Origin of the sequence: Desulfonatronum thiodismutans (genome assembly GCF_000717475.1) — a bacterium.
Taxonomy (GTDB): Bacteria; Desulfobacterota; Desulfovibrionia; order Desulfovibrionales; family Desulfonatronaceae; genus Desulfonatronum; species Desulfonatronum thiodismutans.
Genome location: NZ_JPIK01000005.1, coordinates 89,024 through 115,899, shown reverse-complemented (window position 1 = coordinate 115,899; position 26,876 = coordinate 89,024). Strand labels below are relative to the sequence as shown.

Below are 26,876 nucleotides of genomic sequence, written 5' to 3'. Positions count from 1 at the left end.
GCAAGCCGAAATAATGGCCGGAAATAGAAACGGGATCACCCGTCCGTATCACGGCGTCCTGGGGTTTCACGCCGATCGAGCGGACCGTCCCGCCTGTCCTTGGCCGCTGATTGATCCCCCTGAGAGAGGCCGTCCAACGTCCCTTCGCGCAATTGCTCCAGCGGCATGGGTTTGGCGAAATAAAACCCCTGGGCGTAGTCGCAGCGCAACGCGGCCAATTTTTTCATCTCATCTTCTGTTTCCACGCCTTCCGCGACCACTTCCATCTTCAACGCCTGGGCCAGAGTGACGATGGTCCGAATGATTTCCAGGTTTTCGCCGCCCAGATGCATCCGGCTGACAAAGGAGCGGTCCACCTTCAGAATGTCCGCGGAAAAGCGGTGCAGATAGGAGAGAGACGAGTAGCCGGTGCCGAAGTCGTCGATGGCAATCTTGATGTTCAGGCGCTTGAGGCGCGCCAGAATCCGCGTGGCCGCCTCGGCGTTTTCCATGACCACGCTTTCCGTGATTTCCAGCTTGAGGCACTCCGGAGGAAAGTCGGTCTCCTTGAGTACGGCCTCCACCTGCTCGTAGAGATCTGACTGGGCGAACTGCTTTCCGGATAAGTTCACGCTGACCATGAACGGCTTCGGAGAGTTCGGCGAATCTTTGCTCCCGGTGAAATCGCGCATATCCAGGCAAGCTTTTCCCAGGACCCAGCGCCCCATGGGCAGGATCAATCCGGTCTCCTCGGCCAAGGGAATGAATTCCGCGGGACTGATCATGCCCCGGACGGGGTGAATCCAACGAATCAGCGCCTCCACCCCAACAATCCGTCGTGTGGTCAGACAAATGATGGGCTGATAGAACAGGACGAATTCGTCCCGTTGCAGGGCCAAACGCAGATCCATGAAGGTCTGCATGGTCTGCCTGGCTTTTTCGTGCATCACATGGCTGAAGACCTCGAACCGGCCCCGCCCACGGGACTTGGCCAAATGCAAGGCGATGTCCGCGTCCCGTAGCAGATCCTCGCCTTGATTGTACCGGGCATCGGAGAGCACCACCCCGGCCGAGGCCGAGGTCTGGATTTCATGGTTGTCAAGTTGATGCGGGTGCTTCAGGCTGTCCAGTATCCGCTCAGCCAGGAGCAGCGGATCGGCAACCTCTTGCAACCGACGGTTCAAAACGGCGAACCCGTCCCCGCCCAAGTGAAAGACGTCCTCGTCCGCCTTGCGTTCATCAAGAATGCGCTGAATGCTGGAGAGGATCAATTTGTCGCCCAGATCGTAACCCAAACTTTCGTTGAACCGATTGAAGCGGTCCAGATTAATCAACACCAGGGCGAATCGATAGCCTTCCACGTCGCGGGCCTGTTTGATCTCCATGTTCAGGCCGTCCAACAAGGCCGTCCTGTTGGGCAGGTTGCTCAGCGGCTCGTGAAGGACATGGTGCAGCATGCGCTGCTCGGCCCGTTTGTAGAGGATCATCTGCATCAGGGTGTTGGCCACGGCCCCGAAAAAGATCGACTCCGGCTGCGTCATCCGAGCACCCCGATGGACATAGAGGTTCAAAACTCCCAATGTCGCGTGCTGGGATCGAATTGGAACGCAGATATTACTGTGCGGTTCGACGCCTTCCGGTGCAAGCTTGTTGTGCTCGATATCCTCATCCGGGACCACCAGAACGCGTTGTTCCTCGATGGCCTTTCCGCAAGCGCACTCTCCTGGAACGATGGTCGCGCATTGGTCCTGAACGTGTTCCGGCAAATTGCGCTGCGCCACCATGCGGTAAACGCTTCCTTCGTCCTCCTGGAGGTAGACGCAGCCTCGATTCTGCAATGTCAGCCAGGAAATGCCCAGGATGCTGTCCAGACACTGTTGCAGCAGTTCCTCCAAGGGCAGCTCCTGCAAGGAAAGGTGGAGCAGTTGATTCAAAGCGGTCTGCATGTCGTAATTGCGTTGCAGCTCCTGTTCGGCCTGCTTCAGCTTGGTGGTCCGCTCGTCGACCATCTCCTCAAGCTTCTCCGAATAGACCCGTAGCTGTCGTTCCTGATTGCGCAACGTCAGATGCGTGCGCACCCGGGCCAGGAGTTCCTTGGCGTCAAAGGGTTTGCTGACGTAATCCACCCCGCCGGCCTCGAACCCCTTGGTCTTCACGCCGGTATCCGTGAGCGCGGAGAGGAAGATGACTGGAATGTCCCGGGTTTCAGGAGCGTCCTTGAGGAGTTGGCAGGTCTGAAAGCCGTCCATTCCGGGCATGATGATGTCCAGGAGTACCAGATCCGGCTGATCCCGTCGGGCCAGATCAAGGCACTCCTGACCCGACGACGTGGAGATGGTCCGAAACCCCTGCCGTTTCAAGTTGGACTCCAGAATCAGCCTGTTCACCGCCTCGTCGTCAACGATAAGGATCAAAGGGGACTGGGTGTGATCAGAATTCATGACAAACCCTCCATGCAACGCTGAAACGACCTTGCCGGTCAGCTAAAAAATGACCGCCTCGAAGCAAAATATCTCCGTGCCCTGTTGCTGCCAAGCATTGCCGGGGAGTCCGGCTTTTCGGCAGGTCTGGGCTAGAAACGTCTCCCGGTCCCAGACGTGTTCCGCGGCCACCTGGGGCAAAAGCAGGCCGGAATGCGGGCCGCGGCGCACCAGCAGTCCGTGTCGGCCCGGAACGACATCCTCGGCAGCGCAGGGGACCAGCGGGCTGAGGATTGAAATCTCCACGCTCAGATCGGTGAGTTCCTCCTTGTTCACCGGGGGAAACCGGGGATCGTTGAAGGCCGCGGCCGCGGCCATGCGGATGATGGTTTCCCGGATCGGCTGGTCGCCGATGACATGTCCGATACACCCGCGCAAATGGCCTTGCTTCTTAAGGGTCACGAACGCGCCGAATGGCTGCTCCAGCTTTTCCGAAATCGGCTTCGGCAGCATCACGTTCGCGTCAAACCGGGAAGCAATGCTCAGCCGGGCCAACTCCCGCAGATAATCCCGCTCCGCCTGGGACAGTTCAAACTCAAATTCGCTCATGTTCGTTCTCCCTAAAACCCCTCTTCCAACGGCGGAAAAACCAGACACGGCGGCAGGTCGTTCCTGGTGGCTAAGGGTCGCTCTCCGGGACGGACCACCACCTGACGATTTTGGACGTCCAGCCTGCCTTCGGCCAGCCATTGGAGGGCCTGAGGAAAAATACGATGCTCCAAAGCCAGGATGCGGCCGCCCAGTGCTTCGGCCTCCTCACCGGGCAAGGCCGGGACCGCGGCCTGGATGATGATCGGGCCGTGGTCCACCTCTTCATCCACGAAATGCACCGTGCATCCGGCCAAACGGACTCCGTACGCCGCGGCCTGGTCCTGGGCGTGCAGCCCGGGAAAGGACGGCAGCAGCGCCGGATGGATGTTCAGCACCCGCCCAGGGAAGGCGGCCAGGAGTTCCGGCCCCACAAGACGCATGAATCCGGCCAGGACCAAGGCCTGGACCCCGGCGTCGCGTAGGGCGCGGACCAATACCCGGTCGTAGGACTCCCGGTCCGAATAGTCCCGATGGGACAGAGTCTGAGAGAAGATGCCATGTTTCGCTGCCCGTTCCAACCCCTTGACTCCGTGGATGTTGGAAATCACTGTCTGGATGGTCACATCCAGTACCCCGGCTTCCATCCGGTCGATCAGGGCCTGGAGATTGGACCCGCTTCCGGAAATGAGCACGCCAATGGGTAGGGTCATGCCCCCGCGCCCCCGGAGCGGCCTTGACCGGCATGATCCAGGATGGCCTGAACCATGGCCGGAATGGTATAGTCCTCGGGCTGAATGTCGCCCTGAAAGCCATGGTTTTGCAAGGTGCGTTCGGTAACCGGCCCGATGCAGACCAGTTTCAGCGCGGCGCGGTGCTTTTGAATCAAGTCCGGGCGGATGGCCGCGAAAAAGTTGGTCACCGTGGAGGAACTGGTGAACGTAATGTACTGAATCTCTCCGTTCTCCAGGGCGGTCGTCACGTCCTGTGCGCCCTTGGCCACCGGCAGTGTCCGGTACACCGGCAGCACCTCCACCTGGGCTCCTGCCCGGAGCAATTCTTCGGGCAGGACTTCACGAGCCAGCTCGGCCCTGGGAATCAGCACCCGCTTGCCGACTACGTCCCTGGCCAGCAGCCCCTGGACGATGTCCTCGGCCACGTACTTTTCCGGGACGAAATCGGCCCGGATGCCCCGCCCAGCCAGCCCCTCGGCCGTGGCCGGGCCAATGGCCGCCACCCTGGTTGCGGCAAAGGCCCGGGCGTCCAGCCCCTGGCCTTCCAGCACGTCCCAGAACATGCGCACGCCATTGACCGATGTGAAGACCACCCAGTCGTAGTCGCCCAGCCGTCCGGCGGCTTCCTGAATGGGCGCCGCATCCTTCATGGGTTCCACGGCAATGGTCGGAAACTCATAGCAACAGGCTCCCAGGTTCTCCAGGGTGGCCACCACGTCGCTGGCCTGCTCCCGGGAGCGGGTGACCACCACGCCCTTGCCCAGCAGAGGTCGCCGCTCGAACCAGTTCAGCTTGTCGTGCAGGGAAACCACTTTGCCCACCACCAACAAGGATGGAGGCTTGAACCCCTGTTTTTGGGACTCCTCGGCAATATCGGCCAATGTGGAAATCAGCGAGCGCTGCCGGCAGGTTGTTCCCCAGCGGACCAGGGCCGCCGGGGTGCTTCCGGGCAGTCCGGCCTTGATCAGATTGGCCGAAATTTCCGGCAGGTTCTTCACGCCCATGAAAAAAACCAGGGTGCTGGTGCTTCGCGCCAAAGCCTCCCAGTCATGAGCGCTCTCGGCCTTGGTCGGGTCCTCGTGGCCGGTGATGAAGGACACCGAAGAGGCGAAACGGCGATGGGTCAGCGGAATCCCGGCATACGCCGGAGCGGCCACGGCCGAGGTCACCCCGGGGACCACCTCGAATTCGATGCCGTGCTCCAAAAGCTCCTCAACCTCCTCCGCCCCCCGCCCGAAGACGTACGGATCTCCCCCCTTGAGCCGGGCCACGACCTTCCCCGCCTTGGCCCGCTCCACCAACAGATCGTTGATCTTGTCCTGGGGCAGGGTATGGTCGCCGCCTTTCTTGCCGACGTAATATATTTCCGCGTCCGGTCGGCACCAAGCCAGAAATCGCGGATTGGCCAGATAGTCGTAAACCACCGTATCCGCGCTCTCCAACAACCGCTTGGCCTTGAGCGTGATCAACTCCGGATCGCCGGGCCCGGCGCCCAGCAGGTAGACTTTGGACATGAATGCTCCTACTCCATCAGCCCCTGCAACCGTTCGCGCAGGGCCAGCAGTTTGGATTGTTTTTCGGCGATATCCCTGGCCTTAGCCCGCTCTTTTTCCACCACTTCGGCCGGTGCCTTGGCCAGAAAATCATCATTGTTCACTTTGCGGGTGACGATGTCCAGTTCCTTGGCCGCCTTGTTCAATTCCTTCTCCAGGCGGGCCAGTTCGGTCTGGAAGTCCACGGCCCCGGCCAGGGGCACGAACACTTCCACCCCCTGAACCACGGCGGAAGCCGAGGCCTTGGGCGGGTTCAGGTCCGCTTCGACCTGAAATCCCTCAAGACGGGCCAGATGAACGATGGTCTCCCGGTTCGTCGAGAGGACTTCGGCCAGGGAGGCCTCCCGGCAACGCACCAGCACGTCCAGTTTTTGAGACGGCCCAATGCTGAGTTCGGACCGAATGTTGCGCACGCTGACCACGACCTCCTGAATCAGCCCCATGTCCCGCAAGGCCTGTTCGTCCAACTGGCCAGGCCGAGCCGGAGGATAGGGTTGGGCGGCCAGATTGGCTCTGGCGCCGCGGGCGGGCAGGGAGTTCCAAATTTCCTGGGTCACGAAGGGCATGACGGGGTGGAGCAGGAGCAGCACTTCGGAAAGCACGGTTTGCAGGCAAACCTGGGCCGTGGCCTGGGACTCGGCTTTATTCTGTTCCTGGGCTTCACCTTTTTCAGCCTGGACGGCTCCGGGCAGATCCGGTTTGACCATTTCCAGATACCAGTCGCAGAGTTCATGCCAGATGAACTGGTACAGCCCCATGGCCGCGTCGTTGAACCGGTATTCGGTGATGGCCGCGGCGTTTTCCTGCTTGACCTGCTCCAGACGGGTCAGGATCCAACGGTGGCGCAGATCCAGGTCCGCCGAAGCGGGAAGCACGTCCCCGGCTCCGTCCTGGGGCAGGTTGATCAGGGCGAAGCGGGCTGCGTTCCAAAGCTTGTTCACGAAAAACCGATAGCCCTGAATCCGGTCCTCGGACAGCTTGATGTCCCGGCCCATGGCCGCCATGGCCGTCAGGGTCATCCGCAGGGCATCCGTGCCGTACTGATCGACCATGGTCAGAGGGTCGATCACGTTGCCCTTGGACTTGCTCATCTTCTGGCCGTCGCTGTCCCGGACCAGGGCATGGATGTAGACGTGTTGAAAGGGGACCTCATCGCGGAAGTGCAGGCCCATCATCATCATCCGGGCCACCCAGAAAAAGAGGATGTCGAACCCCGTGACCAGCACCGAGGTGGGATAGTAGCTTTTCAGTTCCGAGGTCTCGTCCGGCCAGCCCAGAGTCGAAAAGGGCCAGAGGGCCGAGGAGAACCACGTATCCAACACGTCGCTTTCCTGGACAAGCTTGCCCGGACATTTGGGACAGCTTTTTGGATCTTCCCGGGAGACGATCATCTCGCCGCAAGACTGGCAAGTCCAGGCCGGGATACGATGGCCCCACCATATCTGACGAGAAATGCACCAGTCCCGGATGTTGTCCAGCCAGTCGAAATAGGTCCGCTCCCACTGCCGGGGATAAATCGCCGTCCGCCCGTCCTCCACGGCCTTGCGGGCCTTGGCGGCCAAAGGCCCTACGGCCACGAACCACTGTTTGGAGACCGCGGGCTCGATCACTGTCCGGCAACGGTAACAATGCCCCACGCTGTGCGGGTGGTCTTCCACGCGAACCAGAAACCCTTTTTCCTCCAGGTCCGCGACGATGCGCTTGCGGCATTCCATGCGATCCAGACCGGCGTACTCCATCCCGGCTTCGGCGCTCATCCGACCGTGATCGTCGATGACCTTGACCACGGCCAGATCGTGGCGTCGGCCCAGTTCAAAATCGTTCATGTCGTGGGCCGGGGTGACCTTCAGGCAGCCCGTGCCGAACTCCCGGTCCACGTAGGCGTCGGCGATGATCGGCAGCTTGCGGCCCACCAGGGGCAGGATGACCTCCTTGCCCACCAGGTGCGCGAACCGCTCGTCCTCGGGATGCACGGCCACCGCGGTGTCGCCGAGCATGGTTTCCGGCCGGGTGGTCATCACCGTCAGGCCTCCGGAGCCGTCGGCCAACGGGTAACGAATGGCATGCAGTCGACCGTCGGCCTGGGCATGTTCCACCTCCAGGTCGGCCAGGGCCGTATGGCACCGGGGGCACCAGTTGATGATGTAGTCGCCCTTGTAGATCAGCCCTTCCTCGTACAGCCGGACGAACACCTCCCGCACGGCCTTGGACAACCCGTCGTCCATGGTGAAGCGCAGCCGGGTCCAGTCCACCGAAGCCCCCAGACGACGCACCTGGTTCAAAATCTTGCCGCCGTACTCCTCCTTCCAGGCCCAGACCCGCTCCACGAAGGCTTCACGGCCCAGTTCCTCCCGGCTTTTGCCCTGAGCGGCCAGTGATTTTTCCACCACGTTCTGGGTAGCGATCCCGGCGTGGTCGGTCCCCGGCACCCAAAGCACGTCACGGCCTTGCTGGCGATGAAACCGGGCCAGGATGTCCTGGAGGGTCAGATTCAGGGCGTGACCCATGTGCAGGGAGCCCGTGACGTTGGGCGGCGGGATGACCATGGAATAGGTTGGTCGATCCGCCTGGGCCGGAGCAGTGAACGTACCCTGCTCCTCCCAGTATTCCAGCCATTTGGCTTCCACGTCACGGGGTTCGTACCCCTTGGACAATTTGGTTTCGGTCATTGGATGTCTTCTCCCTCTCATTCGTCGTGAACGGCGGCAGCCCGTTGAAAAACTCCCAATTGCTGCGTCACTGCAAAAAGTTCAAACTCTCACGTATCAACACATACGCTTCGACCTTGAACTTTTTTTGTTCCTTGCACTTGAGGTTTTTGAACGGCCTGCTGAATTAGGACTTGTTTTACACTCAAGTGGACTGCCATGGCTTGTTTCGCGTCGGCGGTCCTGGTACTCCACCAGCCCATGGACGCCCCCGACATGAAAATTTTGGGAACAAGGCACTTTCCGCGCCCCACGGGCTCAGGCTCAGGCCCAGGATCGGGCTCCATCTGTCTCTTATGGGACGAGTCGCATCTTTGGGCGATCCTGCTCTGGAGGTGCCTGGCCGCCTGGGGCGTCCCCTTGCGCTTGGCCAGGGCCTCGGAAATCGCGGCGGGCCTGCTGCGCGACCAGCCTCCGGCGGCCCTGTTCGTACCCGGAGGATGGGCCAGATTCAAGGCCGAAGCCTTGGGGCCGGACGGGCGCAAGGCCGTGGGCGACTATCTGCGTTCCGGCGGCGTCTACGTCGGCTTGTGCGGTGGCGCGGGCCTAGCCCTGCCTGACAACCACGGGCTGGCAGTATGTCCCTTATGCCGCAAACCTATGGCCCAGCGTCTGCCCAACTTCAGCGGCTCGGTGGCTTGCGCGCCTCAACAAGGCCACCCGCTGGTTCCGCAAGACATCCCCACCCTGATCGATCTTCCGGTCTGGTGGCCTTCCCAGTTCGCCATCCCAAAGGACACGACCACGGGCATCGAGGTTCTGGCCGCCTATGTCCGCCCCGGCCCGGACTTCTGGGTTTCCGACCTGGCCCTGGAGCAGGTGGCTGCACCGGAGCGCTCCGCCTGGGAACGGCTCTACGGGATCAACCTGGATCCGGAACGGCTTCGCGACGAACCGTGCATCGTCACGGGCCCGGCCGGAACGGGGCGATATATCCTGAGCTATGCCCATCTGGAAACCCCCAACTCCCCGGCGGCCAATTCCTGGCTGGGCCATATGCTTTCTTTCTTTATGGGGCAACCCCCGTGTCTTTTCGGAAATCGGACCGCTCCGGCCTGGAACTTCGCTGAAACGCCCATCGTCTGGGATGATCCGCGCCTGGCCCGTATCGCCGCTCACCTGGAGGCGATCATCGCCCTGGGCATGCGGCATTTTCTCCTGTTCTGGCGGCACCCCTGGCTTTTGGGCTGGCGGCGTGGCATCCCCGGCTTCGTACTGACCACCCTCTACGCCCAGGTTCAGACCATTCGCTCCCTGCCGCCCCATGCCGAAACCGAGGCCCTTTGGACACGTCACGCCGATGACATGGAAGCCCTGGTTCACGAGTTTCGCAAAAAAATGGAAGCCTACCTCATCGCCGAACGCCTGGTCATGCAGCGTACGCCTTCTTCCCCGGAAGGCAGCGCCTGCGACCAGGTCCAGAAACAACGCCGGGAGCTGATCGGCCGCTTTCCCGGATACGGCGGCCTGTTCGGCCGCATCGTCCGCCAACTGGATGAGCTGGTCTGGCTCCAGGCCGCCGCCGCGACACCAAACCTATGAGGAGATTTTCGAAAAAAACATCCTTCACCTCCCTCTCCGCCAGGGTGAGGGTGACGATTTCTGGATACAATGAATTCCATAAATCGCCATGACACGATCACGACTCCACCTTCGCCACACAAGGAAAAAACCATGTCCCATCAAGACACCTCCGTCCCCCATGACCTGACCAAAACGAACCAAGCGCACGACTTGGATACCTTCCGGACCGGCTGGACGGCCCTGCTCGGCCCCCCCAACTCCGGAAAATCCACCCTGCTCAACGCCATGCTGGGTCAGAAAGTGAGCATCGTCAGTCCCAAACCCCAGACAACCCGCAACCAGGTCACCGGAATTCTGACCAGGGACGGCTTGCAGGTCGTGTTTCTGGACACCCCCGGCCTGCACCGCCTGCGGGGCAAGATGAACTCTTTTCTGCTCAAGGCCGCCTGGCAGGCCCTGGCCCGGGCGGATATGGCCGTGATCGTCCTGGATGGAGCGCTGTACACGGACCGCCCCCACCTTTTTTCCGAGGACCTCCAACCTTTGCACGGTTCACGGGTTCGCTTGCCTCAGCCGCTGCTGGTCGCGGTGAACAAGATCGACAGGGTCAAGGATCGCAAGCGGCTGTTGCCCCTGATGGAGCAGATCGCCGGAACGTGGCCGGAAGCTGAAATCATCCCCCTGTCCGCGACCACCGGGGAAAACGTGGAGACCCTGATCGCCGGCATCGCCAAGTCCCTGCCCCTGGGCCCACCCCTGTTTCCCGAAGACCAGCTTTCCACCGTGCCGGTGCGGTTCATGGCCTCGGAAATCATCCGGGAAAAACTCTTTTTGAACCTGCACGAGGAACTGCCCTACCGGACCGCCGTGGACATCGAAAATTGGGACGACACGAGCAAGCCCGGCCTGACCCGGATTCACGCCGTGATCTTCGTGGAGCGGGACACCCACAAGGCCATGGTCATCGGCAAGCAGGGCCGCAACCTGAAGCAGATCGGACAAAACGCCCGGCTGGAATTGGAAGAATTGCTGGGAACCAAGGTCTATCTGGAACTCTGGGTCAAGATCCGGTCCAGATGGAGCGAGGACGAACGCTTCCTCCTCTCCCTGGGCTTCGGCTCGGCCCCGGATGGAGAGATCATGGAAGGCTTTGGAAGGTAGGGGCGTATCGCGGACGCCCCTGTCGTCGCCGATTTTTTTACAAGGTCAGCCCTTGTCCAGGATCATCCGCTCCAGCTTGACCGCGTCCGCCGCGAACAGGCGGATGCCGTCGGAGAGTTTTTCCGTGGCCATCTGATCCTCGTTGAGCATCCAGCGGAAGGCTTTTTCATCCAGGGACAGCTTCTCCTCCCCGAGGCTTTGCGCAGATTCGGGACTCAGCTTGCGCTCCAGCGTGCCTTGGCCGTCATGCAACTCCCGAAGCAAGTCCGGGCTGATGGTCAGCAGATCGCAGCCGGCCAACTCCAGTATTTCTCCGGCGTTGCGGAAGCTGGCCCCCATGACCTCGGTGGGGTAGCCGTGTTTTTTGTAGTAGTTGTAGATCCGCGTCACGGAGTGGACGCCGGGATCGTCCTGAGGGGCGTATCCGTCCCGACCCTCATGCTTCTTGTACCAATCCATGATCCGGCCCACGAAGGGGGAAATCAGCTGCACCCCGGCCTCGGCGCAGGCCACGGCCTGGGCAAAGGAAAACAGCAGGGTCATGTTGCAGCGGATGCCCTCCTTGGCCAGGACCTTGGCGGCGACGATCCCCTCCCAGGTTCCGGCCAGCTTGATCAACACCCGCTCCCGATCCACTCCGGCCCGCTCGTACAGCTCTATCAGTCGCCTAGCCTTGTCCACCGAGCCCTGCACGTCAAAGCTCAACCGGGCGTCCACCTCGGTGGAGACCCGCCCCGGCACGATCTTCAGGATTTCCACGCCAAAGGCCACGAACAGCTTGTCCATGGCCTCAGCCAAAAAAGCCTCCGTCGATCCGGCGTCACCCCGTGCCTGGGCTATGACCCCGTCCACCATATCCCCGTACTCCTTCATCCCCGCGGCCTTGAGAATCAGACTGGGGTTGGTGGTGGCATCCTGGGGCTGATACTCCTTGATGCTGGCAAAATCACCCGTGTCCGCGACAACAATGGAATGGGCCTTGAGTTGGTCCAATTGGTTGGGCATGGGGGCTCTCCTTATCTTCAGGGTTCAGTCGTGACGGCAAAATAGTCGTTCGAAAATTCCCGGCATCGTCTGCATCATTATGTGTCATTTTTCCAATATTCAGTGGGAACATATCATTCACCGCGGTCATCCTCAACACTCCATCCGCCACCGGTCATCCGCCGCAGTTCCTCTTCCCTGGCTGTCCCTTCCAGGACCGTGCAGCGGGTAAAGGTGGCCCCGTCCACGACTTCCTTGCGGACCTGAAAGTGTATCTCGCCCTGGGCCGCCAGCTGTGGCCAGTGGGTGATCACCAGGACTTGCTGCACCGAGGCCAGGGAGCGCAGGCGGTCGGCGACCTTGTTCAGGGTCATGCCGCCGATGCCGGCGTCCACTTCGTCAAAGATCAGGGTTGGATTGTCAGCGTCGGCCATCAGGCCGATGATCGCCAGGAGCACGCGGGACAGCTCGCCGCCGGAGGCAATTTCCTCCAGGGGTTGGAAGGGCTGACCGGGGTTGGGGGCCCAGAGCAAGCGAGGGCGGTGTTCGGTCAGACCGGGAAAGATTTCCAGGGGGGCGAAGGTGAATTCAATATTCAGATGTTCGGAAAAGCCCAGGTCCCGCAAGTCTCTGCCCAAGCGTCCTCCGACGTCCGTAGCGGTACGTCGTCGATCCGCGTCCAGCGCGGCCAGGGTTTCGGCCAGGTCGCTTCGCGCCTTTTCGATGTCGCGCTCCAATTGCTTCAGGTCCAGCCCGGAAGCGTCCAGATAGGACAAATTGGCGTCCACTTCTTCCTTGAGGCGGACGATTTCCTCCAGTGGGCGTTTCAGTTTGCGTTTGAGTTGAGAGAGGTCCCAGAGCCGGGCCTCGATGGATTCCAGTTCTCCCTGGGCGGTCTGGGTCCTGGCCCTGCCGCGCAGGCGGCGCTCCAAGTCGTGGAGGTGCTCGCCAAACTGAAGCAGCGCTTCGGCCTCGGAAACCGGCTTTGGAGCCGCTTCACCCGCCTCCACCTCCGCAGCCCCTGAAACCGTCTCCGAAATTCGCGGTGAAACCGTGCTTTCCAGATTCAGTACGGCCTTGCGCAACTTTCCCAGGGCGTCGTGCAGGCCGGTATCCGGTGTGCAAAGCAGTTCTATGGCTGAATCGACGTGTTGCTGGGCCTGGGCCTGGTCGCGCAGGACCTGTTTGCGCGATTCCAATTTTTCTTCTTCCCCGGGATTCGGATCAACCTTGGCGATTTCCGAGCGCTGGTATTCCAGAAGATCCTTGCGTTCCAGCAAATCCCGCAAGCGCTCTTCCAATTCGCGTTGGCGATCCACCAGGGTGGACAACGCGGCCAGGCGGCGATCCTTTTCCCGGACCAATTCCGGCTGTTCCAGAAACCGGTCCAGCAGGCGGGCATGGAAGGAGGGCAAGCGGAGTTGCTGCTGAGAATGTTGGCTGGCGTGAAGGATCAACCTGGAACGCAACCGTTTCAGACTCTCCTGGGAAGCCAGTTCATCGTTGACCCAGACCCGAGAACGACCGGACTGCGCTGACAGTTCGCGCCGGATCACCGTTTCGGCGCAGGAGCCATTCTCACCGCTAACGAAAACCGCCTCCACCCGTGCCTTGTCATGGCCCGGACGCACAAGGTTCACGGCCAGCTTTTCACCAAGCAGAAAATCCAGAGCCCGGAGGATGAAAGATTTTCCAGCCCCGGTTTCACCGGTGATCACATTCAAGCCTGGACCGAATTCAAGTTCCAGATCGTCGATCAGGGCGAGGTTGCGAATGCGCAGCAGTTCAAGCATGAGACAAAGGCATCGGATTAATCGCTATGCACCGGGTTGAATACCCAGGGCCGCGCGGATCGAGCCGTCCGGGTCGGCCGTGGCCAGGGCGTTGTTGAATTTTCGCGTTTCACTGTGCTGTTCGGCCCTCGAAGCTGCCAGAAGCAACTCCTCCAAACCTTCTTCTAGCCTGAACCCTTGGAGGTTGACCAGACCCAGTTTCAACCCCGCCAGCCAGTTACCGGGTTGATGCAGAGTGAGATGGGACAGCAAGGATAGCCGCAGCGGTTCAAAGCCCGGTTGCTTATCCAGCAATGCGTCCATGGACCGGCAAACGGTCATGTTCCGGGAATCCAGACGATGGGCCAGGATCAGACATTCCAGGGCGGATTCGGGAAGATGGCGCTCGTGGTCAAAAGGCAGCCCGGGCCGAGACAGCAGGTTCTGTCGCTGAAACGTTCCGGCCCAGGAACAATACATATCCAGCGGACTCAGGGGGGGTCTGGGAGAACGCCCGGAAAGCTTTTGATGGCGCATCCAGAAAGCCTTGGCCAAGGCGAGTTCTCCCAGATGCAAGGCCGCCAGGGAAGCTGTCCGAGCGAGTGCCAGGTCATTTTCAAAAGGCAGGTCGGGCTGGAGTAGCGCCCTGAGGTCGTGAAGGACCAAACCCCGTTGGTACGTCCCCAACCAGAAACCCAACAAAGCCTCTCGCTTGCGTGGAGACTCGGGCAGATCAAGCAACAGGTGACGCAAGCCTTCCTCGCCCAGGGGCGCCCGCCGAGCCTGCCACAGGCGATACAGCGTCAATGCCCACGGCAGAGCGGGAGGTTCGGACAACGTCGATGATCTGGCCGGGGCTTGGGTTGCGGTCTCAAGCAGCTTTTGCGCGCGATGGATCGCCAGATGCTCTTCCTGGATCCTGGCCCAGGCCGCCTTGGCTGTTTGTTCAGCCAAACGTTCATTACGAGAGTAATGGTTGATCTTGGACTTGAGTTCCAGGGCGTGGCTGAATACCCCGATTTCTCTGTCCGGTGCAAAGGTTTCTTCCAGCCCTGGAATCCCGGAAGGATTGAGCACGAGGCATCCGCAGGACGCGGCCTCGAACAACCGGAAATTGATTTCCCCGAAAATGGACTCGTTAGGCGCCAATTGCGTTTCCTGGTAGACCTCCAGCATCTGTTGAAAAGAGACGTCCTGGATTAGTTCCATTTGGAACTCGCGGCGCAAAAAATCGACGAATCGTTTCCGGGAAGGACGATGCTCGGTCACCCGGCCCACGAAACAGACCGCACGCTGCCGCTGACTCCACCCCTTCCAAGACAGGCGACGTCCAAACCATGGCAGCCAGAATGCCGGGACGTTGGTCAGCTTTTGCAGAGAATCGCTCCAGTTCCGTTGCGTGGAGCAGACCAAATCGAACAGACGGACGTACTCCATCTGCCAGAAAACATTCAAATGCGTGTCAATGGACCAGAAGACCTTGAGCCCGGAAACCTTCCCCAGGCCCTTCAGAAGCACCCGCGGGCCAAGGCTTTCCTGTTGAATCACCACGTCCGGCTCGAAGCGATGCTCTTCCAGCAGGCGGGGCAGATCGTGAATCCCAGGCTTGGGGTGCAGCCCCAGAACCGTATGTCCCAAGGATTGGAACTCTTTTTGAAGCGAGCAATTAATGACGCAAAGACGCATGCCACGACCTCGTCAACGTTGGATCATCCTTTGGGCGTTCATGGAAGTTGAAATATTCGAACCTGCAAAGTAAACAACCTGGGCCGGGGCGCACCGCTGCCTCGATCTACCGTCACTCTTAATCCCAAGGAGCACGCCCATGCCCATTTTCGAATACGCCTGTCCCCAGTGCAACCATGTTTTCGAGGAACTGGCCCGGCTTTCGGACCAGGAAACCAAGTTCTGCCCGAAGTGTGGCTCGGGACAAGCCGTGAAAGTCATGTCCGTCTGCCGTGCATCCACGTCCGGACCCTTCGTTGAAACCTCGCCCTCCAGTTTTGCTCCGAGCTCCGGATGCGCTCCGGGAAGAGGCTTTTCCTGAGGCGTGTAGTCTGGCTTCAGGTCTGAAGCCTTTTTTGCAGTCCGCACCGGCGGCACTTCAGGCACCCAGCCTGAAGTCCGTCCGGGGCGAAATCCATGGGGCAGGGCGGCGACATGCGTCGCGTCCCGGCCTTTTCCCATTCCCGCCATAGGTATTCCCGGTCCACCCCCGGATCGATCACTTCCCACGGAAAAACCTCGTCCCGCGCCCGTTCCCGGTCCAGATACCAAGCCGGATCGCCCGGCCACCGTGCCAAAGCCGCGGTCCACACCTCCAGTTCACGACCTTTCAGGTCGGCGGCAAGCCGGATCAACTCGTGAACCCGCTCGTCACCACGGGCCAAGAGCCCTTGAATCCTGGCCAACCCCGGAGCGTCCGAGCGGACCTGAACCCCGGTCATGCTTTTGGTCGCCTTACGGACTTGGGAAATTCGATCCTTGAAGGCCTGTTCATCGGCCATGGCCGCCCATTGCAAAGGCGTCCAGGGTTTGGGCACCAAGCAACCCAGCCCCAGGGTGATCAACTTCAGGTTGGTTTTGCCTCGCCCGCCGCCACTAACCCGGACCCGGTCCACTTCCCGCAGGAACAGGCCGAACTCTTCCCAGTCCGCGTCGGTCTCCCCAGGCCAGCCCACAAGCAGATAAATTTTCAGATGATTGAACCCTTTACGGGAAAGCCGTTCCACGGTTCGCAGAAAGGCCTCTTCACGGACGTGCTTGTTCATCGAGTCCCGCAACGTCCGGCCGGCCCCTTCCAGGGCCAAGGTGATCGTGCGCGTTCCCAGGGCGCGCAGGGTGTCCAGCAGCTCTTCGGTTAGACCCTCGGCCCGCAAGGAGGACAAGGAGACGTCGACCTTTCGCTCGCCCAGCCAGGTAAGAAAACGTTCCAAGTACGGCCAGTCCGTCAAGGCCGTGCCCACCAGCCCCACTTTACGCGGCTGTTTACGCAGCACGATTTCCTGGAGGTCGTCCAGGGAAGCAAGTCTGGGCGGACGGTACACGTATCCCGCGGCGCAGAACCGGCAACCGTGCGGACAGCCCCGGTTGACTTCCAGTAGCAGGGTGTCCCGGAACACGGCGTCCGGGGTGATGAAACTGGAGCTGACCGGGGCTTCCAGTCCGCCCAGGGGTGAGGAATGCAGGTGCATGGCTCGACGTACGGGCGACCTGCTTTTTCCGGGAACGTAGACCCCAGGCATGGCCCCGACCAAGTCCAGAGCCTCGTCACGGGAGCCGTTACGGACATACGCTTCAGCCAAGACCTCCAAACAGTCGGCCAGACCGGCCTCGGCCTCCCCCACCCAGAACAGATCCACGCTGGGAGCGATGGGGGCGGGGTTCATAAACGCGAGCGCCCCTCCGGCCATGACCAGTGGCCAGGAGGGGCGTCGCACGGCGTCGGGGGCGATCCCGGATGCCGTCAGGATACGGAACAAATGGAGGTAATCGAACTCGTAGGTCAGGCTGAAAGCCACGATGCCAAAGGCGCCCAGTCCGCGTTTTCCAAAGGGCCGGACCAACTCGAACCGGTCCGGGTCCCAGAACACCGGCTCCACTGCCAACGTCGGACGAGACCGCAACAGCTCCAACACCGCCTGCCATCCCAGGCTGGAATAGGCCAAAGCGGGCTTCTGGGGAAAGACCAGGGCAATGGGCAGGCGACCGCCCCATTCCTGCTCTGGAGTGGCCCGCGAGCCGGGGGGACGGCGACCGCGTTTCACCCGTTACTCCGGCGTTGTTGTGGCGGTACGCACACCGACGACGCACCGGCCATGGTCCACTTGATTGTCGAGGTCAGGCTTTGAAACTCCGCGAACTGAATCAATCCGCCTGCTTGCGCAGAAAGGACGGAATCTCGAACTCCTCTTCATCAAAGACGAAATCCTCTCCCCCCCCGCCGGAGGCCACACGAAGCATCCTGTTCGGCGCTTGAGTATGGGGCTGGGCCAATCCTCTGGAAGGACCCTGAGATTGTCCTTGGTTGAGTTGACCGTGTTCACTGCGTAGTCCCTTGCGCAGATAGGCCGGGATGCTGCGATCCTCAGCGCTGGAAGGAACGTACGGACGTCGGACGATATTGCCGGAGTTGCCCGCGTTGTTGCGCACCCCGCCCAGATCAATCACTCGGGACGAATCCTCGCCTCGCCCGACAGTAGCGGCGTTCGTGCCGATGCCCGTGGCGATCACTGTGATCCGCATCTCGTCGCCGGCATCCTCGTCAAACACGGTGCCGAAGAAAATCTTGGCGTCGTCGTGGGCCGCCTCATGAATGATGCTGGCCGCCTCGCTAACTTCATCAATGGTCATATCCGGAGCGCAGGTGATGTTCAGCAGCACGCCCTTGGCTCCGTCAATGCTCACGTCCTCCAGCAGCGGACTGTTGATGGCCTTCAGAGCGGCCTCCCGAGCCCGGCCCTCGCCCTTGGCGATGCCCGTGCCCATCATGGCCAGCCCCATCTCGGACATGACCGCCTTGACGTCCGCGAAGTCCAGATTGATCAGCCCAGGGACCATGATCAGGTCCGAAATACCTTTGACCGCGTAGAACAGCACCTCGTCGGCCTTCTTGAGCATGTCCAGGAAGGCGGCCTTTTGGGCAGCCAGGGAGAGCAGCCGATCGTTGGGAATGGTGATGATCGTATCCACGGCGTCGGCCAGGGCCGCGGCCCCTTTCTCGGCCTGAAGCAATCGTTTCTTGCCCTCGAAATAGAACGGCTTGGACACCACGGCCACGGTCAAGGCGCCCATTTCCCGGGCCACCTGGGCGATGACCGGGGCCGCGCCGGTGCCGGTACCGCCGCCCATGCCCGCGGTGACGAAGACCATGTCCGCCGGCTCCAGAATCTTGCGGATTTCGTCCACGCTTTCCAGAGCCGCCTCGCGACCAATGTCCGGATTCGCCCCGGCTCCCAGCCCCTTGGTCAGCTTCTCGCCCAATTGAATCTTGAATTCAGCCCGAGATCTGTTCAAGGCCTGTACGTCCGTATTGGCCGCGATGAACGTGACGCCCTTCAAAGAAGAACAAATCATGTTGTTCACGGCGTTGCTGCCCCCGCCGCCGACCCCGACGACCTTGATCATTGCATTGATGTCGTTCTCAAGTTCCATGAACTGCATACGCTTCTCCTCCCTGTTCGCTTACCTGATGGTCAAAAAATGTTGTTCCATATCCTTGGGCGATTTCCCCGTCCGCTCCGTTATCGCCCTTCTCACTCATCTCCGTCGCTCAGCGTTCCGACGAGGCATCACCGCGCACACTCGGTGAATCTCAAATTTCAAATTTCAAATTTTATCATCCCGCGTTCCACTCAGGAAACATCCGAAAACCACTTGCGCATCCGGTTCAGGATACGGTTGAAAATATGGGTGTCCCGAATCCGGAACCGCTGATCCAGTCCTTCCTTGCGTGCCCCGTACATCAGCAGCCCCACGGCGGTGGAATACATCGGGTTCATCACCACGTCCTTCAACCCGCCCACTTCCCGCGGATAGCCGACGCGGGTGGGCAGGTTGAAAATCTGCTCGCCCAGCTCAGACATCCCATCCAGCAAAGCTGATCCTCCGGTCAGGACGATTCCGGCTCCAATCAGATTTTTGCACCCGGACTGGTTCAGATCCTGTTCCACCAGGGCTAGAATTTCCTCCATCCGCGGCTCGCAGATCTCCGCCAGCACCCGTCGGGAAACCCGCCGGGCCTCACGACCGCCCACGCTGGGCACGTCGATGATCTCGTCCTTTTGCACGATGTCCGTCAGGGCGCAGCCGTATTTTATCTTGATTTTTTCCGCGGCCAGCATCGGCGTGCGCAGGCCGAAGGCGATGTCGTTGGTCAGGTTGCTGCCGCCCAAAGCCAGGACCGATGTATATTTAATGGAATTGTTGGAGAAAATCGCCACGTCCGTGGTCCCTCCACCGATATCCACCAGGGCCACGCCGATTTCTCGCTCCTCCGGAGTCAACACGGCCTCGGTGGATGCCAGGGACTGCAGGACGATGTCCGCCACGTCCAGGCCGGCCCGATGGCAGGAACGAATGATGTTCTGGGCGCTGCTCACGGCTCCGGTCACGATGTGCACCTTGACCTCCAGCCGCACCCCGGCCATCCCGATGGGGTCGGCGATACCGTTTTGTTCGTCGACGATGAACTCCTGGGGCAGGATGTGGATCACCTCGCGGTCCAGGGGAATGGCTACGGCTTTGGCCGCGTCGATGACCCGCTCCACGTCCTTGGGCGTCACTTCTCCGCCCTTGACCGCGATTACGCCGTGGCTGTTGAAGCCCTTGATGTGGCTGCCGGCGATGCCGGAATACACCGAACGGATCTCGCAGCCGGCCATCAGTTCGGCCTCTTCCAGAGCCTTTTTGATGCACTGCACGGTCTGCTCGATATTCACCACCACGCCTTTGCGCAGGCCCGAGGACGGAGCCGTGCCGATGCCCACCACGTCCACGCCGTTGGGCGTGGCCTCTCCTACCACGGTGCAGATCTTGGTGGTTCCGATGTCCAGCCCGACGATCAGATCGGATTTGGATGATGATTTTTTCGCCATTTTCCGCTCCTCGATTTCGCTGTCAGGGCTGTTTCAACAGGACCCAGGCCTTGCCCGACATGACGGTCAACCGTTCAATATTGTTCAGCTCTCCACGAGAGCGCAAATCTTCCCAAACCTGATTCATAATTGCACGATGCCCGCGCCAGTCGCTCAGATCAAAATGAATCACCAAGCCCCGATCTTCCAGATGGATGCGTAAATGATTCGCGTCCTCCACCTTTAACCAAGCCACCTCTGAAAACCCGAACGGGAACTCCAAACGCTCCACGGCCCGCACCCACTCTTCCATCAATGGCCAATTCGGTTCCGCGCCGTCCTCCAGGATCAGGACCGGCAAGGACACGAAGCGACCCAGTTCCAGCGCGGCGATGGGGCCCCCTTTGCGATCCGCGTAATACAGCGATCCACCCTGTTGAACCCAGAAAAACGGCTCGCGCTCCACGATGTCGATGGCCACCCCGTCCGGAAGCACCCGTCGGACCGAAGCGCTTTCAATCCATGGGTTGTGCTGCAGTTTGCGACTGATTTCACCCAGACTGACCTCCAGGATGTTCATGCCCACGGTCACGCCGCTCAGATTCAGCACTTCCGGGGTGCTGAGCTGCCTGTTGCCGATAATCTCCACGTTTGAGACGGCAAAATGGGTGGACGTGGTCAACGCCCGGTAACCGTAGACCAGCCCGAGGCTGATGCTCCCCAGCAGCGTCGCCACCAGCAGCAGCCCCAAGGTCCAGCCGAAAAAACGTAACATGAACAGGACCAGCCCCGCCAACAGCGCGCCGATACGCAGCGGTTTCCTGGTTGCTTTGTTCCGGGCCGGCTTCACTGTCGGCTTTGCCGTTCGCTTTGGCACGGAGCTCGAGCTTTGCTTGCGCGCCCACTTGTTGCTTTGGCGCGCTCCGGGGCTGAACCAACCGCCGGATCGGAGCCTCGCGGCGGCCACGCTCATGCCAGCACCTTGACCTCGGTTTCCAGTTCCAGACCGAAGCGAGATGCAACCCGTTCCCGTGCCAGATCCAGCAGAGCAAAGGCGTCGTCAGCAGACCCGCCCCCGAGGTTGATCAAAAAATTCGCGTGCAGCTCGGAAAAGGCCATGTCGCCTCTCTGAAACCCGCGCAACCCGACCAGGTCCAGAAGCCTGCCCGCCGGGTTCTCCTCGTCGGGATTCTTGAACACGCACCCGGCCGAGGCCATGGTGATCGGCTGAGTCTGTTTCTTCCGATCGAACCATTTGCGCATCCGCGCTCGGACTTCATCAGGCACGTCGCTTTCGACCCGCAATTCCGCGGCCAGCACCAGCTGAACCGCATCGTCAAGCCCCGAGTCGAACCGCCGGTATCCGAACTGGAGATCAGCGGCATCAAGCCACCGGCCACCCCGCTCCGGGGTCCAGATCAAAACTCGCTCCAGAACCTGGCCCATCTCCAGCCCGTACGAACCGGCATTCATGGCCACGGCCCCGCCCACGGATCCGGGAATCCCCGCCCATGGCTCCAAGCCGCGCAAGCCGCGAGCCGCGCACCAGCCCAGCAGCCGCGGAAGCCGCAAGGCTCCTGGGACCCGAATCCGGACCCCTTCCCGGTCCTTTCCTGGAATCTGGTTTCCATCCCCGCCCAATTCCATGATCTCAGGATCACCGCCGCCTTCCAGTCGGAGCAAAACCAGGTCCAGATCCCGGTTCGCGGCCAGGATGTTGCTTCCTTCCCCCAAGACCATAGGCCGGGCACCGAGTTTGGCCGTTTGCTCGGCCAACAGGCCGGCTAGGTCATCCAAGTCCGGGGATTCACGGACCACGATCTCGGCCATGGCCTTGCCGCCCAATCGCAAAGTCGTCCGGTCGGCCAGAAGCGGGCCTCTCGTTACCTTCACGGGATCATCCTCACGCAGCCGCCAAAAAACCTTGTCCAGCCTGCCACACATTGCCGGCCCCCAAAGTCAACAGCACGTCGCCCGGTCGCAGGATGTCCGGCAGAGCCTCACCTGCCGTGCCCATATCCGGGAAGAAGTCCACCGGGGTCTGGCTGACCTGCCGAATGCCCTGAGCCAGACTGCTTCCACTGATGCCGGGCAAAGGAGCTTCCGATGCCGGATAAATCTCCAGCAACAACAAACGGTCGGCTTGGTCGAAGGCCCGGCAAAAATCACCGAACAGGGCTTTGGTTCGGGAAAAACGGTGGGGCTGAAACAACACCACCAGCCGTCTCCCCGGAAAAAACTCCCGCGCGGTGCGCAATGTCGCGACTATTTCCTTGGGGTGATGCCCATAGTCGTCCACCACGGTCACGCCGTCACGCTCGCCCTTGATCTCGAAACGCCGCCCCACACCGCCAAAGTTGGTCAAACCGCGCAGCACCGCTTCTTTGGGCATGCCGATTTCAATGGCCACGCCCACAGCGCCCAAAGCATTCAGCACATTATGCCGCCCCGGTTGAGCCAAATTGACTTCGGCCCAGGTTTCTCCGCGCCAACTGATCTGGAAGGGATTGCCCGGGCGACCTTCCAGTAGTTCTCCGCGCACATCGTTGTCCGCACCAAACCCATAGGTCACAACAGGACGACGGACCTGGGGCAAAACTTCCTGGACACCTGGATCGTCGCCGCAGACCACGTTCAGTCCGTAGAACGGCACCTTGTTCATGAACTGGACAAAGGCCTCCTTGATGCTCGCCAAGTCCGGGTAAAAATCCAGATGGTCCGCGTCGATGTTGGTCACCACGCTGATGATCGGAAACAGGCACAGAAACGAGCCGTCGGATTCATCCGCTTCGGCGATCAGGTACTCTCCCTGGCCCAGCAAGGCGTTACTGCCGTAATTGCGCAGCCGTCCGCCGATGATCACCGTGGGGTCCAGCTCAGCTTCCTTAAAAAGGGTCGCCAGAATTGACGTGGTGGTGGTCTTGCCGTGGGTTCCGGCCACGGCGATTCCGGTCCGCAGCCGCATCAGTTCGGCCAGCATTTCCGCCCTGGGAATGATTGGAATTCCCAGGTCCCGTGCTTCCTGGACCTCCGGATTGTCGTCCCGCACCGCCGTGGACTTGACCAGCACCTGGGCTTGATCCAAGCGCCCCCTGCAATGCCCGACATACGTGACCGCGCCGAGGGTCCGCAGGTGATCCAGCACTGGGCTGGGGGCCACGTCCGAACCCGAGACGCTATAGCCCAAATTCAGCAACACTTCCGCGATGCCGCTCATTCCGGAACCGCCCAGGCCGACCATGTGGATGGACGTGACTTTTGACTTCATCCCCGTTGCACCAATCCTTCAAGTTCTCGAACCACGTCAGCCCCGGCCTCCGGCCGCCCCAATTCCCAGGCTGCCTTGCGCATGTCCCGCAACTTGCCGGGAATATCCAACAAATCCTTGATCACGGTCCATAATTGGACCTGAGCCAGATAGCTTTCCACCAACACCATGGCCGCCCCGGCCTGCTCCAACTTCCGGGCATTGAGCATCTGGTGGTCATGGGTGGCATAGGGGAAGGGAACCAAGACGCTGGGTTTGCCCATGACCGTCAATTCAGCCAGCGTCGTCGCTCCGGCCCGGCACACCACCAAATCCGCCCAGGCGTAGGCCTCGGCCACGTCCTCAATGAACGGCTCCACGCGGACCTGCTTCCAGCCGGCCCGGGCATACTCCCCGGAAATCCTCTCCCAGTCCGCCTTCCCGGTCTGATGCCACAGGGAGATCCGCTCTTCGCGAAACCCGTCCATGGAGTCCAATACGGCTTGATTCAAGGCCCTGGCCCCCTGGCTTCCGCCGAGGATCAACACATTACGCCGCGGGCTGTCCCCTTCGGGTTGGGCGGAGCGCAGGAGGCGAACCGCCTTGCGCAACGGATTCCCGGTGACTACCACCTTCCGAGGATCGAACAGATGGTTATCGTCCGGCAGGGAAAGCAGCACTCGGCGTACCAGCCTTCCCAGCAGCCTGTTGGTCATCCCGGGCAGACCGTTCTGCTCGTGAATCGCCGTCGGCACGCGCATCATCCAGGCCGCCAGAACCAGGGGAAACCCGGCATAGCCGCCCAAGCCCAGCACCACATCCGGCTTGAACCCGCGAACAATGGCAATGGCTCGCGACACGCTGAGCGGCAACCACCACAATATGCCCAGGGCCCGCCAACCCCGTCCCAGTACGCCGGAGACCGGGAGGGCCTGGAAGTCCAGGCCGGCGCTAGCCGCCCACCCGCCTTCCGGCCCGCGCCCACCGCCCACGAAGAGCAACCGGATGTCGGGATGCCGCTCTCGCAGCTCTTCGGCCACGGCCAGGGCCGGGAAAATATGCCCTCCGGTTCCCCCGGTAGTCAGGATCACCCGGTTCATAGCGTTGCTCCGTTTAGCCGACCTGCCGACGCTCCGGCGCTCCGTGACAGGTTCAACAACACGCCCACGCAGAGCAAGGAGATGACCAGGCTGGACCCTCCGTAGCTCAGAAACGGCATGGGAACGCCTTTGGGCGGGACCACGCCCAGAACCACGGCCATATTCAGCACGGCTCCCAGAGCAAGAATCAACAGCATGCCGAAGGCGACGAACCGCTCCTGCAAGCCGTCCTGCAACCTGGCGATGCGCAGTCCTCGCCAGAGCAAGACGCCCACCAGGACGAAAATCACGGATACGCCGACAAAGCCCAGCTCCTCGCCGATCACGGCCATGATAAAATCCGTATGCGCCGCGGGCAGAAAAAACAGCTTCTGCTTCCCGGCCCCCAATCCCTCGCCCAGCCAGCCTCCACCGCCCAGGGCGTACAGGGATTGAACCAGTTGATAGCCTACGTCCTGGGCGTCCTGGAACGGGTCCAGAAACGCGAACCAGCGTCGGAAGCGGTAGGGGGAACTCATCACCAGGAAAATCGCTCCCATCAGGGCCATGAACGAGGTCGCCCCTAAATAGACCAGCCGGGTTCCCCCTACGAAACTGATGCAAAAAAGGATCAGCATTAGCGAGGCCGCTCCGCCGAAATCCGGCTGGGCCAGGAGCAAAAGGCACAACGCCCCGGTGATGAACACCGGCGGCAAAAAGCCCACCCCGAAGGTGCGGATCATTTCCTGCTTGCGGCTGAAAAACGAGGCCAGATAAAGGACCAGGGCCACTTTGGCAACTTCCAGGGGCTGGATCATGATTGGTCCCAAAGACAGCCAGCGTGTCGCCCCTCCGGCCTGCACCCCCAAGGGCGAAACCAGGGTCAGAACCAGCAGGCCTCCGGCCAGGGCCAGCCAGACATACGTGAGTCGAAGATACAACTGACGGGGAATGGCCGCGGCCGCACTCATCACGCCCAGCCCGATGATCAGAAAGACCAGGTGTCGCTTGAAAAAATAGTATTTATCCGCGTAGAAACGTTCGGCCATGATTCCGGTGGAGCTGAGTACCATTACCAGGCCCAAACCGGAGAGCAGCAGGGCCACGGACAGCAACCAGAAATCAACTCCTTCGCCGCGCCCTGCTCCGGGCCCGCGGGCGGACACAGCGGCAAGCCTAACCATGGTCTCGCTCCGCAAGGGTCTGGAGGTGATTCTGAAACGTCATGCCGCGATGCTTGTAGTCCCGGAAGAGGTCGAAACTGGCCGTGGCCGGCGAGAGCAATATCACGTCCCCGGGACGGGCCTGGAGCCAGAGCCGGTCCATGGCCCGTTCCAGGGTCGGTTCCCAAAACAGCGGCGTCCCGGCATCGGCCCAGGCCGCCTCGAAAATTTCCCGGCTGGCCCCGAACAGCCCCACGGCCCGAGCCTTGCTTTGCACGAGAGGTTTCAGGCCAGCCAGGTCGCCACCTTTAAACACACCTCCGGCCAGCAGTAGCACCGGACGGTCAAAGGCCTCCAGAGCGGCCCGCAGGGCCTGGACCGTGGTGCCCTTGGAGTCGTCCACGAAAACCACGCCGCTCTGCTCGGCCACGATTTGCAGCCGGTGGGGCAAGCCGGTGAACCCGTCCAGGACCGTCTGGGCAGCGGCGCGGGTTAGGCCGAAGGGCAGGCAGGCCTGGAACGCGGCGGCGATGTTGGCCTGATTGTGCCGTCCGGGTAGGGCCGGACAGGTCAAATCGGATTGCGTGCCAAAATACTCGGTCCTGGCCAGGGTCACGCGACGCGCCTGGACCAGCTCCCGCATTTCCTCGGGAAAAACAGCCGTATCCTCGGGTTCCTGGCTGGCGAACAGGGACAGCTTGGCCTGAAGATACTCTTCCATATCCTGGTGATAATCCAAATGGTTCGGACTGACGTTGAGCAGCACGCCGACATTGGGACACAGCGAACGCGTGTTCAGAAGTTGAAAACTGCTTACTTCCAAAACAAGGATATCGGCTTTCTTGAAATCCGAGGGTGAACCGGTTTCCGCGGCCAGCATGCGTTCCCAAACATACCGGGACAGCGGTGTCCCGATGTTTCCGCCTACGAACACACGGCGGCCCGTGGCTTCCAGAAAGCGTCCGATCAGGGTGGTGGTCGTGGTTTTACCGTTGGTTCCGGTCACCGCAATAATCGGTTCGTCCACAAAACCCAGGGCCAGTTCCAGTTCCGAGATCACCTGATCCGTCCCAAGGCCGGTCAACCAGGGCTCCAGCTTGCGCCGGTTCACGCCCGGACTGAGGACCACCAAAGCGGCGTGGTCGAACTGCTCAGTGCAATGACCGCCCTCCCGCACGTCCCAGCCCCGCTTTTCAGCCTGGTCACGGACCTCTCGACTCACCTTCCCGGAATCCACCAATCGAACCGCGCCGCCCAGATGGTCCAGCAAGGCGGCCGCGGCCATGCCAGATTGGCCCGTGCCGACGACCACGGCTATTTTTCCGGGTTGGACCCGTGACGGCGCTGAACCGGGCAATAACTGGTGCGGGTTGGACATGTGTCGTGCTC

At 61.1% G+C, this 26,876-nt stretch carries 20 protein-coding genes; 3 read left to right on the top strand and 17 right to left on the bottom strand.

What is annotated here, in order from left to right:
• Nucleotides 1-35: 35 nt before the first annotated feature.
• From GY33_RS19615 to GY33_RS0103800, 5 genes are read right to left on the bottom strand one after another with little or no spacing between them, the layout of a single operon-like run.
• Nucleotides 36-2,420 carry an EAL domain-containing protein gene (locus GY33_RS19615; RefSeq protein ID WP_051822264.1) on the bottom strand — a complete coding sequence of 795 codons (2,385 nt, stop codon included), beginning with the start codon at nt 2,418-2,420 and terminating at the stop codon, nt 36-38.
• Nucleotides 2,421-2,462: 42 nt separating this feature from the next.
• Nucleotides 2,463-3,008 carry an AmmeMemoRadiSam system protein A gene (gene amrA / locus GY33_RS0103815; protein ID WP_031386067.1) on the bottom strand — a complete coding sequence of 182 codons (546 nt, stop codon included), beginning with the start codon at nt 3,006-3,008 and terminating at the stop codon, nt 2,463-2,465.
• An 11-nt stretch (nt 3,009-3,019) separates the two neighbouring features.
• Nucleotides 3,020-3,700 (bottom strand): phosphoribosylglycinamide formyltransferase, encoded by a 681-nt coding sequence (gene purN / locus GY33_RS0103810; protein WP_031386066.1) that lies wholly within the window; start codon nt 3,698-3,700, stop codon nt 3,020-3,022.
• Nucleotides 3,697-5,235, bottom strand: a complete 1,539-nt coding sequence (gene cobA / locus GY33_RS0103805) for a uroporphyrinogen-III C-methyltransferase (RefSeq protein WP_031386065.1) — start codon at nt 5,233-5,235, stop codon at nt 3,697-3,699. The genes purN and cobA overlap by 4 nt, the downstream gene beginning before the upstream one ends.
• Nucleotides 5,236-5,243: 8 nt before the next feature.
• Complete coding sequence (locus GY33_RS0103800) at nt 5,244-7,943, bottom strand: valine--tRNA ligase (RefSeq protein ID WP_031386064.1); 2,700 nt, start codon at nt 7,941-7,943, stop codon at nt 5,244-5,246.
• A gap of 198 nt (nt 7,944-8,141) precedes the next feature.
• Here GY33_RS0103800 and GY33_RS0103790 point away from each other — a divergent pair, with 198 nt between their 5' ends.
• Together GY33_RS0103790 and era are read left to right on the top strand one after the other, a co-directional pair.
• Nucleotides 8,142-9,524 carry a type 1 glutamine amidotransferase family protein gene (locus GY33_RS0103790; RefSeq protein ID WP_152555064.1) on the top strand — a complete coding sequence of 461 codons (1,383 nt, stop codon included), beginning with the start codon at nt 8,142-8,144 and terminating at the stop codon, nt 9,522-9,524.
• A 132-nt stretch (nt 9,525-9,656) separates the two neighbouring features.
• Complete coding sequence (gene era / locus GY33_RS0103785; protein ID WP_084184759.1) at nt 9,657-10,667, top strand: GTPase Era; 1,011 nt, start codon at nt 9,657-9,659, stop codon at nt 10,665-10,667.
• A 45-nt stretch (nt 10,668-10,712) separates the two neighbouring features.
• Here the strand turns inward: era and tal are convergent, their stop codons facing one another.
• From tal to GY33_RS0103770, 3 genes are all read right to left on the bottom strand, one after another.
• Nucleotides 10,713-11,672: a transaldolase gene (tal, locus tag GY33_RS0103780; RefSeq protein ID WP_031386061.1), complete on the bottom strand. Its 960-nt coding sequence runs from the start codon at nt 11,670-11,672 to the stop codon at nt 10,713-10,715.
• A 113-nt stretch (nt 11,673-11,785) separates the two neighbouring features.
• Nucleotides 11,786-13,444: a DNA repair protein RecN gene (locus GY33_RS0103775; RefSeq protein ID WP_031386060.1), complete on the bottom strand. Its 1,659-nt coding sequence runs from the start codon at nt 13,442-13,444 to the stop codon at nt 11,786-11,788.
• A 24-nt stretch (nt 13,445-13,468) separates the two neighbouring features.
• A complete protein-coding gene (locus GY33_RS0103770) occupies nt 13,469-15,109 on the bottom strand; it encodes a glycosyltransferase family protein (protein ID WP_051822262.1) in 1,641 nt (546 codons plus the stop codon).
• Nucleotides 15,110-15,248: 139 nt separating this feature from the next.
• On the opposite strand from GY33_RS0103770, the gene GY33_RS0103765 reads away from it, so the two are divergent.
• The gene (locus GY33_RS0103765; protein ID WP_031386058.1) at nt 15,249-15,470 is read left to right on the top strand and encodes an FmdB family zinc ribbon protein; all 222 of its coding nucleotides are present in this window, start codon (nt 15,249-15,251) and stop codon (nt 15,468-15,470) included.
• A 16-nt stretch (nt 15,471-15,486) separates the two neighbouring features.
• Here the strand turns inward: GY33_RS0103765 and GY33_RS0103760 are convergent, their stop codons facing one another.
• The 9 genes from GY33_RS0103760 to murD all read right to left on the bottom strand — a co-directional run bounded on the left by GY33_RS0103760 (nt 15,487) and on the right by murD (nt 26,865).
• Complete coding sequence (locus tag GY33_RS0103760; RefSeq protein WP_031386057.1) at nt 15,487-17,190, bottom strand: radical SAM protein; 1,704 nt, start codon at nt 17,188-17,190, stop codon at nt 15,487-15,489.
• A gap of 100 nt (nt 17,191-17,290) precedes the next feature.
• Entirely contained in the window at nt 17,291-18,586 is a 1,296-nt protein-coding gene (ftsZ, locus tag GY33_RS0103755) for a cell division protein FtsZ (RefSeq protein WP_031386056.1), read from the bottom strand.
• Nucleotides 18,587-18,777: 191 nt separating this feature from the next.
• Nucleotides 18,778-20,019: a cell division protein FtsA gene (ftsA, locus tag GY33_RS0103750; RefSeq protein WP_031386055.1), complete on the bottom strand. Its 1,242-nt coding sequence runs from the start codon at nt 20,017-20,019 to the stop codon at nt 18,778-18,780.
• Nucleotides 20,020-20,041: 22 nt separating this feature from the next.
• Nucleotides 20,042-20,875: a cell division protein FtsQ/DivIB gene (locus tag GY33_RS0103745; RefSeq protein WP_161788436.1), complete on the bottom strand. Its 834-nt coding sequence runs from the start codon at nt 20,873-20,875 to the stop codon at nt 20,042-20,044.
• A gap of 92 nt (nt 20,876-20,967) precedes the next feature.
• Nucleotides 20,968-21,891 (bottom strand): UDP-N-acetylmuramate dehydrogenase, encoded by a 924-nt coding sequence (gene murB / locus GY33_RS0103740; protein ID WP_031386053.1) that lies wholly within the window; start codon nt 21,889-21,891, stop codon nt 20,968-20,970.
• Nucleotides 21,892-21,901: 10 nt separating this feature from the next.
• Nucleotides 21,902-23,266 carry a UDP-N-acetylmuramate--L-alanine ligase gene (murC, locus tag GY33_RS0103735; RefSeq protein ID WP_031386052.1) on the bottom strand — a complete coding sequence of 455 codons (1,365 nt, stop codon included), beginning with the start codon at nt 23,264-23,266 and terminating at the stop codon, nt 21,902-21,904.
• Nucleotides 23,263-24,345: an undecaprenyldiphospho-muramoylpentapeptide beta-N-acetylglucosaminyltransferase gene (gene murG / locus GY33_RS0103730; RefSeq protein ID WP_031386051.1), complete on the bottom strand. Its 1,083-nt coding sequence runs from the start codon at nt 24,343-24,345 to the stop codon at nt 23,263-23,265. Before murG ends, murC begins: the two co-directional genes overlap by 4 nt.
• The gene (gene ftsW / locus GY33_RS0103725; RefSeq protein WP_035271212.1) at nt 24,342-25,508 is read right to left on the bottom strand and encodes a putative lipid II flippase FtsW; all 1,167 of its coding nucleotides are present in this window, start codon (nt 25,506-25,508) and stop codon (nt 24,342-24,344) included. Before ftsW ends, murG begins: the two co-directional genes overlap by 4 nt.
• On the bottom strand, nt 25,501-26,865 hold the full coding sequence (gene murD, locus GY33_RS0103720) for a UDP-N-acetylmuramoyl-L-alanine--D-glutamate ligase (protein WP_084184758.1): 1,365 nt from the start codon (nt 26,863-26,865) through the stop codon (nt 25,501-25,503). Before murD ends, ftsW begins: the two co-directional genes overlap by 8 nt.
• Nucleotides 26,866-26,876: the final 11 nt, after the last annotated feature.

What these genes read in the sequence shown, in the direction of transcription:
- GY33_RS19615 (WP_051822264.1), bottom strand. Translation starts at nt 2,420, where the DNA reads ATGAATTCTGATCACACCCAGTCCCCTTTGATCCTTATCGTTGACGAC.
- amrA (WP_031386067.1), bottom strand. Translation starts at nt 3,008, where the DNA reads ATGAGCGAATTTGAGTTTGAACTGTCCCAGGCGGAGCGGGATTATCTG.
- purN (WP_031386066.1), bottom strand. Translation starts at nt 3,700, where the DNA reads ATGACCCTACCCATTGGCGTGCTCATTTCCGGAAGCGGGTCCAATCTC.
- cobA (WP_031386065.1), bottom strand. Translation starts at nt 5,235, where the DNA reads ATGTCCAAAGTCTACCTGCTGGGCGCCGGGCCCGGCGATCCGGAGTTG.
- GY33_RS0103800 (WP_031386064.1), bottom strand. Translation starts at nt 7,943, where the DNA reads ATGACCGAAACCAAATTGTCCAAGGGGTACGAACCCCGTGACGTGGAA.
- GY33_RS0103790 (WP_152555064.1), top strand. Translation starts at nt 8,142, where the DNA reads ATGGCTTGTTTCGCGTCGGCGGTCCTGGTACTCCACCAGCCCATGGAC.
- era (WP_084184759.1), top strand. Translation starts at nt 9,657, where the DNA reads ATGTCCCATCAAGACACCTCCGTCCCCCATGACCTGACCAAAACGAAC.
- tal (WP_031386061.1), bottom strand. Translation starts at nt 11,672, where the DNA reads ATGCCCAACCAATTGGACCAACTCAAGGCCCATTCCATTGTTGTCGCG.
- GY33_RS0103775 (WP_031386060.1), bottom strand. Translation starts at nt 13,444, where the DNA reads ATGCTTGAACTGCTGCGCATTCGCAACCTCGCCCTGATCGACGATCTG.
- GY33_RS0103770 (WP_051822262.1), bottom strand. Translation starts at nt 15,109, where the DNA reads ATGCGTCTTTGCGTCATTAATTGCTCGCTTCAAAAAGAGTTCCAATCC.
- GY33_RS0103765 (WP_031386058.1), top strand. Translation starts at nt 15,249, where the DNA reads ATGCCCATTTTCGAATACGCCTGTCCCCAGTGCAACCATGTTTTCGAG.
- ftsZ (WP_031386056.1), bottom strand. Translation starts at nt 18,586, where the DNA reads ATGCAGTTCATGGAACTTGAGAACGACATCAATGCAATGATCAAGGTC.
- ftsA (WP_031386055.1), bottom strand. Translation starts at nt 20,019, where the DNA reads ATGGCGAAAAAATCATCATCCAAATCCGATCTGATCGTCGGGCTGGAC.
- murC (WP_031386052.1), bottom strand. Translation starts at nt 23,266, where the DNA reads ATGAAGTCAAAAGTCACGTCCATCCACATGGTCGGCCTGGGCGGTTCC.
- murG (WP_031386051.1), bottom strand. Translation starts at nt 24,345, where the DNA reads ATGAACCGGGTGATCCTGACTACCGGGGGAACCGGAGGGCATATTTTC.
- ftsW (WP_035271212.1), bottom strand. Translation starts at nt 25,508, where the DNA reads ATGGTTAGGCTTGCCGCTGTGTCCGCCCGCGGGCCCGGAGCAGGGCGC.
- murD (WP_084184758.1), bottom strand. Translation starts at nt 26,865, where the DNA reads ATGTCCAACCCGCACCAGTTATTGCCCGGTTCAGCGCCGTCACGGGTC.